Genomic DNA, 7894 nt, shown 5'->3' with positions numbered 1-7894 from the left:
CCGTACTTCGCCCGATGAGCGCGCCGGTGCGTGCTCCCCGGGCATCCAGGCGTCCCACACCGCATTGACCTCGTCGAAATCCCTGATGTCGTCCAGCCACATCTGCACATGAAGGATGCGGGTCTTGTCCGTGCCCGCCTTGCCAAGCAGCGCATCGATCTTGCCGAGCACCTCGCGCATCTGGTCGGCCGCGGACTGGCCGGGCCTCGCGACCTGGCCGGTGAGGTAGAGCGTGCCGTTATGGATGACGCCATGGTGTATGCGGGTATCGAAGTCGAAGCGCTGGATGTCGCTCACTGGCGAGATATTGATCACTGGATTATCCTTGTCAGATAGCCGGCGTTTGCCGGATGGGATTTCCCTGCAGATATTGTGCGTAAGGCGCCTGAACCAGCCAGCCGGCGTCGACCGGCAAGGTGACGCCGGTAATCGAAGCGGCGCGCTCCGAGCAGAGGAACAATGCCGCCTCGGCGACGTCGCGCGGCTCGACGAAGCGTCGCAGCGCCGTGGTGGCCTGTATGGCTTCGGGGTTGCGTTCACCCCTGGCGATCTTGGTCTTCAGACCATCGGAAAGTGTATAGCCGGGCGCGACCGCATTGACGCGAACGCCATGCGGGCCGAGTTCGGCGGCGAGGATCTGGGTCAGGGCCAGGACCGCATGCTTTCCCGGCGTGTAGGCGGGCAGCGACAGCGGCGCGAAAGAGGCGAGCGAGCCGACATTCAGGATCGCGCCTCGCCGGGCGGCCGACATCAGCCGGCCAAACACCTGGCACCCCAACAGCGTGCCGCGATAATTCACCCGCCACATCTTCTCGTCCTCGTCCAGATCCTGATCAAGGACGTACTTGCCGCTCTGCAAGATGCCGGCGCAGTTGACGACGACGTGAGGCGTGCCGAACCCGTCGCTGACAATCCGTGCCAGAGCCTCGACTGAGCCGCTATCTGCGACATCTGTCTGGACAAACAGCGCACGCGGCGCGCCCGCCGCCTGGCAGGAGCCGGCCGCCTCATTGCCCCTCGTCGCATCCCGGCCGGAGACGACCACATGATAACCGTCTTCTGCGAAGCGCTGCGCGATAGCGCGTCCGATGCCGGAGGTGCCGCCGATGACGACGGCAGTCGGTGTCTCAGCCATGGCCGCGGTCCTTGCCTTCGATGTCGAAGAATTCGGACATCGCCCGGACCTGGAAATCCATCATCGGGCGTCCCGGTTGAACGCGGCAGCCGATCCCCTTGGCCGCCCGCAGCAGAGCGGTTTCCGCAGGCTCCATGATGATGTCCACGACCGTCATATCCGGGGTCAGCCGGCTGACGTCAAGCGGCAGCGGATCGCCGGCATGCATGCCGACAGGCGTGGCGTTGATCGCCATATGCATGCCGGAAGGCTCGGCCTCTCCGACCTGGATGCGGCATTTCGGGAACGCGCGGCCAACCAGCGCCGCCAGTTTCCCGGCGCGCGCCGTATCGATGTCGGTAAGGCGGATTTCGTCGGCGCCGGCTTCCGCGAGACAATAGGCGAGCGAAGCACCGGCGCCACCGGCACCGACTTGAAGAATGCGGCGGCCGGCGATCTGATGCCCGTTCGCCTTGAGCGCATCGATGAAGCCGACGCCGTCGAAATTGTCGGCATACCAGCTGCCATCCGGCAGCCGTCGCACCGAGTTGGCGCTTTCCACCCGCGCGGCGCGGTCATGCGCGGCGGAGCATTTGTGGTAGACCGCAACCTTGTACGGCACCGAGATGATCACGCCCCTGATATTCTCGGCTGCCGTGATGCCGGCCCAGAAGGTCTCAAAATCCTCCGGGCGGCAGCTCAAGGGCACCATGAGGCTGTCGAGGCCCTTCTGCTCGAAGATCTCGTTGAATATGCCGGGGCTCTTGGCGTGGGCCACGGGATGGGCCAGCATCACGAAGATCTCGGCCTTGCCGGTTCCGCGCATCGGTTTTTACTCCTTTTCTTTTGACAGTTCGTGGCCGCTGAGGATCTCCAGCGCCCGGACGAGAGACGAGTGATCGGCCTCGGCGCCACCTGGATGGGCCGAACAGGCATTCATCAGTTGCTGCGCCATGGCGGTGTTCGGCAGCGCCACGCCAAGGGCGCGGGCACTGTCAAGCGCCAGGTTGAGATCCTTCTGGTGGAGCTTGATGCGAAAGCCTGGGGCGAAGGTCCGGTCGATCATGCGCTGGCCATGCACTTCCAGGACGCGGGAAGCGGCGAAGCCACCCATCAGGGCGCCGCGAACCTTCGCCGGGTCGCACCCGGCCTTGCTGGCGAAGACAAGCGCTTCGGCCACGGCCTCGATGTTGAGCGCGACGATGATCTGGTTGGCGATCTTGCAGGTCTGCCCGGCGCCATTCTGCTCGCCGATCAAAGTGACGTTCTTGCCGAGTGTCTCAAAGATCGGCAGCGCCCGCTCGAACTCGGCGGCCGGGCCGCCGACCATGATGGTGAGGCTTGCCGCCTTGGCGCCGACCTCGCCGCCCGAGACCGGGGCGTCGAGGTAGCCGGCTCCCTTCTCTCGCAGTTTCGCCGCGAACGCCGCCGTGGCGATGGGGCTGATCGAGCTCATGTCGATGACCAGCTTGCCGGCTGACAGTCCTTCCAGGACGCCGTCCTCGCCCAACAGGACGCGTTCGACGTCAGGCGTGTCGGGCAGCATGGTGACGACGATCTCGGACCGCCGTGCCACTTCGGCGGCGGACGCGACGACCGATGCGGTCAGGCCCTGCGGTAGAGGGGAGCGATTGAGAACGGTGACGATCTCATGCCCGGCATCGGCCAGGTGGCGCGCCATCGGTGCTCCCATGACGCCAAGCCCGATGAACCCGATCCTCATTCTCCAGCTCCCATTCGAAAGTCCCTACATCGCATCTTGCAGCGTTTTGTAGCCATATGATATAGGACATCATACAAATTTCAACCAAATGATTGGAGACGATCGCAAGATGCAAGAACGCCTCAACACGCTGAAAGCCGCCACCGCGGCTGGCCGGGCTCACATCGGCATCTGGTGCTCGCTGGCTTCGGCGCTCACCACGGAGATCGTCGCCGGCTCCGGAGCCGATTGGGTTCTGATCGACGGCGAGCACAGCCCCAACCATCTGCGCAGCATCATGGCGCAGCTTCAGGTGATGGGCGGCTTCGACAGCGAGGCTGTCGTCAGGCTGCCCTCCGACGATCCCAATCTGATCAAGCAGGCGCTGGATATCGGCGCACGCAGCCTGATGATCCCCAATGTACGAACCGCCGATCAGGCCCGCGCCATCGTCGCGGCCATGAGCTATGCGCCCGGCGGATTTCGCGGCTTCTCGGTCGGTCACCGCGCCAATGGCTTCGGCCGCATCGCCGGCTACCACGCCAAGGCGCGCGAGCAGCAGCTTCTCGCCGTGCAGATCGAGGATGAATTGGGCGTGGCGAATGCCGCCGAGATCGCGGGGGTCGACGGGGTCGACGTTCTCTTCGTCGGTCCCGGCGATCTTTCCACCAATATGGGCGCGATGGGCAATCCCGGCGCGGCACATGTCCAGGAGGCAATCTCGTCCGTGCGCCAGGCCGCAACGGCGGCAGGCAAGGCAAGCGGCATCCTGGCGCCGGCGAAGGCCGATGCCGACCGCTACCTTGCCGAAGGCTTCACCATGGTTGCCGTCGGTTCGGACCTTGGCCTTCTTGCGCGGGGCTCGGATGCCCTGATCGCTTTGTTCAACCAGTAGCTTGGAGTCGGAGCCATGGCGATCCCGCCTTACAAAGCGCCATCGCGCAACGCCTACGACATCGTCATCGTCGGCGGAGCGGTTGTCGGCTCGTCCACGGCCTACTGGCTGAGCCAGGCGCTGGGCAGCGGTGCCTCGATCCTCGTGGTCGAGCGCGATAGCAGTTACGAGTTTTCATCGACGGCGCTGTCCACCAGCGCGATCCGGCAGCAATATTCCAATCCGATCAATGTGAAGATCAGCCAGTTCGGCATCGAGATCATCCGCACCTTCCAGGAGCGTATGGCACCTTTCTACAAGGACGAACCGGCGCCCGACCTCGGCTTCAAGGAGCATGGATATCTTTACTGCTGTTCACCCGACGGCGTCGAAGCGGCCCGCGAGCGCGTCGATCTGCAGCGCAGTTTTGGGGCCCACACAGTGTTCCTCGAGCCGGGCCCGCTGAAGGATCGCTTCCCCTGGCTCAATGTGGAGGATCTCGGTGGCGGTTCCTGGGGGGCTAGGGAAGAGGGCTGGTTCGACTCCGTGGGGCTGATGAACGGTTTCCGCCGCGCCGCCCGCGCCAGCGGCGTCGAGTATATCGACAATGCAGCGACAGGGCTGGATATTGCCGATGGACGGGTCATCTCGGTGCGCCTCGCGACCGGCCAGACGGTTCGTTGCGGAACATTGGTCAACGCCGCGGGTCCGCGCGCGCAGCAGGTCGCAGCCATGGCCGGCCTGTCGATCCCGGTCGCGCCCTACAAGCGCTACAGCTTCGTCTTTGCCAGCGCCAACCCGATCCCCGGCCGGATGCCCAACGTCATCGACCTTTCCGGTACATTCGTGCGCCCGGAAGGCGAACTTTTTCTCACCGGCAACACGCCGCAGGGCGACGGACCGGCCGGCTACGACGACTTTGAAATGCACCATGAAGAGTTCGACGACTACATCTGGCCGGCACTCTGGCACCGCATTCCGTCTTTCGACGCACTCAAGGTCCAGACCAGTTGGACCGGCCACTACGAGTACAACATGCTCGACCACAACGGCATCGTCGGCTTCCACCCGCAGGTGACCAATTTCATGTTTGCCAACGGCTTCTCGGGGCACGGGCTGCAACAGTCGCCAGCCGTGGGCCGGGGAGTTTCAGAACTTATCGTTCACGGGGCTTTCCAGACGCTCGATCTGTCGCCATTCTGTTACGAGCGCATAGAGCGCAACGAGCCGTTCCTCGAGGAAGCGGTGATCTAGGGCGAGACGATCGACCACCCCGTTTTGATTTGGCGAAGCAATTCATCACGGGACGTCGGTCGTGTTCGAGATTGCACCAAGCACAAGCGCCCCGGTTGTCCTCCTGGCCTCGAGATCGCGATGAGCGTCGGCAGCCTGCGCCAGATCATATTGCCTGGGGCGCGCCGATCTTGATCACACCTAGGTGCAAGCTGGCGGAGAGAGCGGGATTCGAACCCGCGTTACGGTCTCCCGTAAACACACTTTCCAGGCGTGCGCCTTCAACCACTCGGCCACCTCTCCGTCCATGCATGTCGCGTCGGCCGGTTTTGCCGCGCGGGTTGGGGAGATGCACCTCCCTTGGGGCAAGGCGGAACTTCCGCCATCGGCGCCGCCAACCAGCGAACGCCCTTCCCCGCACCTGAGCCGTCGAAGCAACAGGCGCGGGGCTCATCTAGTCGATCCGGCGCCGAATGCCAAGCCATATCAGCAGTCTATTCGCTTTGCCGGCCATACAGTGTTTCGCAAGGCCGCCGGCATGCCCGTTTTTACGGGCGCCGCCGCTGCAATGGTGTGCACAGGCACGACCGCCGGGCCGGCCGCCCTTGACTTCCCCCGGAGTTGCCTGTCGGGTGCCGAGGCTTTGCGGGGGCATTGTGCGGACATGACATCGAGCAATGGACAGACGCCAGTCAGGCGGCCGGACAGCGGGCTTTCCTTCGTGCCGGTGGGCTGGCTCGTCTTCGTCATGGCGTGGTCGGTCTACGGCCTGATCTCCGTCTGGCCCGCGGTCGGCGCCACCGGCCTGCCAGACAGCGTGTTTTACCTTGTCTATGGCGGGCTCGCCGTCGACATCATCACCATCCTGTGGGGGCTTTACCTGCTCGGCCTCGCCTTCGGCCGCTCGGCCCGTTTCCCGCGCCAGTTCACCATCTGGCAGGTCGCCACAATCATCTGGCTGGTGGCCTGGCAGGCCTGTGCACTGACGATTTCGGATTTCGTCTTTTCGGGCCAGGCGCTTGCCATCACCGCTGCTCAACTCGCCATCGGGGTCCTCTGCATCTATCTGCTGCGCCGTGGATCCGAAGCCGATGCCGTTTATGTCAATCCGGAAACCGAAAGCCCGCCTGTCTTCGTCTCGGTCGTCGCCGCGCTGCTCGGCATCGTCCTGGGCGCGGTCATCGGCGCCGTGGGCGGATTCGCCATCGGCTCGGTGATCGCTGATGCCACCGAGATGAGCTGTTTCGAGGGCGCCTGCGGCTATTTCGCCGTGTTCACCGGCCTGGCCGGCCTGGTGATCGGCGCCATTGGCGGCGGCGTTTTTGCCGTCTGGCGTGTCCATCGGCGCAAAAGGAAGCCGGCCGCATAATTCGCGCAGGGCAACGAATCCGGGTTCACCCGGTCTTTGAAGACTTGGCCGGCACGTCGGTTTGCGAGGCACCAAACGCAAAAACCCGCCTGTGCGGCGGGTCGTCGGCGCAAATCAGCACCCTGCTGAAATTGTTAGCATAGCTGCCCTCACATGTCAATGAAAAGCCACCCGACCGACTGTCGTCCGGCCTTCTGTTGACCTGAGTTTGGAGTCTGCAAATTCGCGTATGGCGATTGCGATCCAGCCATGCGCATTCTATCTCTGAAAGGCCCCTCGGGAGGGGACCAGCCCGGAGGAGGGTTCTGATGTTTCGCTTCGTCTTTCGTCTTGCCGCAATGATCGCGCTGTCGATTTCCGTCATCATGGCGGTGCTCGACGCGACACGCACCGTGGCGGCCTCCGTGCTGGTGCTGACCCCGCTCAACACCAGTTGGCTGGCGGTCTCGCCCGACACGAGGGCCGCCTTCGAAACCTTCATCCGAACCAAGGCCAGCCCGCTGCTGTGGGACGGCGCCGTCGCCTGGGTGCTGAACCAGCCGGGCTTCGCCGTGTTCGCGGTGCTGGCTTTCCTGCTCTATGCGATAGGCTACAGGCGGCCGCCGCGTGCTGGGCAGTTCGCCGCCACCTAGAGCATCGGACCCAAAAGCGGTTGCCGGTTTTGGGAATCCGATGCTCAAACAAAGCCGCCGTCATGCGGCTTCTTGCGTTTCACCCGGAGAGGAGCCGCGCATGTTCTTTCTCAGCGACATGCTGAACAAGAAGCTCAATCTGCCGAAGCCCTCCCAGGCCCTGCCGGGCCGCGCCAGGGCGATCCCGACCGCATCCAGACACAAGGTCTTGAAAAGATCGCTCAAGGGTCCTTATCCCGAGAGGCTGGAGACGGCGATGTTCGGACTGGGCTGCTTCTGGGGTGCGGAGCGGCTGTTCTGGCAGATCGAAGGCGTCTGGGTCACCGCGGCTGGCTATGCCGGCGGCTTCACCCCCAATCCGACCTATCAGGAGACCTGCACCGGGCTTACCGGTCATGCCGAAGTGGTGCTGGTGGTCCATGACCCCGAGATCGTCTCCTATGCTGGGCTTCTGAAGCTGTTCTGGGAAAGCCACGACCCCACGCAGGGCATGCGCCAGGGCAATGATGTCGGCACCGCCTATCGCTCCGCGATCTACACGAGCGACGAGGCGCAATTGCGGGCGGCGAGCGCCTCGCGCGATGCGTATGAGACCTCGCTGCGCGGTGCCGGCCACGGCAGGATCACCACCGAGATCGCGCCGGCGGCCGAATTCTACTTCGCCGAAGCCGATCACCAGCAATATTTGGCGAAGAACCCTTACGGCACGTGCAACCTCAAAGGCACCGGCGTCGCTTGCGCCATCCCTGCCGCCGCCTCCGCCTGACACTTGGCGCAAGGACAAGCTGCGGTGCGGCTTGTCCGCACCAAGCTTTTCCAAAAGGTCAAAATTCCGCGTGAATTTTGTTTCGGGCCATGCCAGATTGCCGCCGAGCGGGAGGGAGTACACTCCTGGCTGACGTCGTATGCCTGCCGGAGAACCGGGCAGGCATGCGGTGCATAACGGAAAAAATAACCGACAGGGTGTGGA

9 protein-coding genes and 1 tRNA gene are annotated in these 7894 nt (G+C 63.9%); 5 read left to right on the top strand and 5 right to left on the bottom strand.

Annotated features, from left to right (window positions below):
- The 4 genes from EN906_RS15145 to EN906_RS15130 all read right to left on the bottom strand — a co-directional run.
- Positions 1–297, bottom strand: a 297-nt coding sequence (locus tag EN906_RS15145) for a RidA family protein (protein WP_164777181.1), incomplete at its 3' end; no start/stop codon positions are given.
- Between the two features lie 31 nt (positions 298–328).
- On the bottom strand, positions 329–1135 hold the full coding sequence (locus tag EN906_RS15140; protein ID WP_127268819.1) for an SDR family oxidoreductase: 807 nt from the start codon (positions 1133–1135) through the stop codon (positions 329–331).
- Positions 1128–1940 carry a shikimate dehydrogenase gene (locus tag EN906_RS15135; RefSeq protein WP_127268820.1) on the bottom strand — a complete coding sequence of 271 codons (813 nt, stop codon included), beginning with the start codon at positions 1938–1940 and terminating at the stop codon, positions 1128–1130. Before EN906_RS15135 ends, EN906_RS15140 begins: the two co-directional genes overlap by 8 nt.
- 6 nt (positions 1941–1946) lie before the next feature.
- Positions 1947–2837 (bottom strand): 2-hydroxy-3-oxopropionate reductase, encoded by an 891-nt coding sequence (locus EN906_RS15130; protein WP_127268821.1) that lies wholly within the window; start codon positions 2835–2837, stop codon positions 1947–1949.
- 109 nt (positions 2838–2946) lie between these two features.
- Between EN906_RS15130 and EN906_RS15125 the strand changes: the two genes are divergently transcribed.
- Both EN906_RS15125 and EN906_RS15120 read left to right on the top strand, forming a co-directional pair.
- The gene (locus EN906_RS15125; RefSeq protein WP_127268822.1) at positions 2947–3711 is read left to right on the top strand and encodes an HpcH/HpaI aldolase/citrate lyase family protein; all 765 of its coding nucleotides are present in this window, start codon (positions 2947–2949) and stop codon (positions 3709–3711) included.
- Between the two features lie 15 nt (positions 3712–3726).
- Positions 3727–4944: an FAD-dependent oxidoreductase gene (locus tag EN906_RS15120; protein WP_127271854.1), complete on the top strand. Its 1218-nt coding sequence runs from the start codon at positions 3727–3729 to the stop codon at positions 4942–4944.
- Between the two features lie 192 nt (positions 4945–5136).
- Here the strand turns inward: EN906_RS15120 and EN906_RS15115 are convergent.
- Positions 5137–5226, bottom strand: a tRNA-Ser gene (locus tag EN906_RS15115).
- 361 nt (positions 5227–5587) lie between these two features.
- Between EN906_RS15115 and EN906_RS15110 the strand changes: the two genes are divergently transcribed.
- The 3 genes from EN906_RS15110 to msrA all read left to right on the top strand — a co-directional run bounded on the left by EN906_RS15110 (position 5588) and on the right by msrA (position 7690).
- Positions 5588–6292 carry a hypothetical protein gene (locus EN906_RS15110; RefSeq protein ID WP_236383026.1) on the top strand — a complete coding sequence of 235 codons (705 nt, stop codon included), beginning with the start codon at positions 5588–5590 and terminating at the stop codon, positions 6290–6292.
- Between the two features lie 308 nt (positions 6293–6600).
- Positions 6601–6924, top strand: coding sequence for a hypothetical protein (locus EN906_RS15105; RefSeq protein WP_127266916.1), 324 nt, complete (start codon positions 6601–6603; stop codon positions 6922–6924).
- Between the two features lie 100 nt (positions 6925–7024).
- A complete protein-coding gene (msrA, locus tag EN906_RS15100) occupies positions 7025–7690 on the top strand; it encodes a peptide-methionine (S)-S-oxide reductase MsrA (RefSeq protein ID WP_127266917.1) in 666 nt (221 codons plus the stop codon).
- Positions 7691–7894 lie beyond the last annotated feature (204 nt).

The sequence above is a fragment of the Mesorhizobium sp. M7A.F.Ca.CA.004.06.1.1 genome, from assembly GCF_003999135.1.
Lineage (GTDB): Bacteria > Pseudomonadota > Alphaproteobacteria > Rhizobiales > Rhizobiaceae > Mesorhizobium.
Note: the sequence above shows the minus strand (reverse complement) of the source record. Positions and strands in the feature narration are given on the sequence as shown.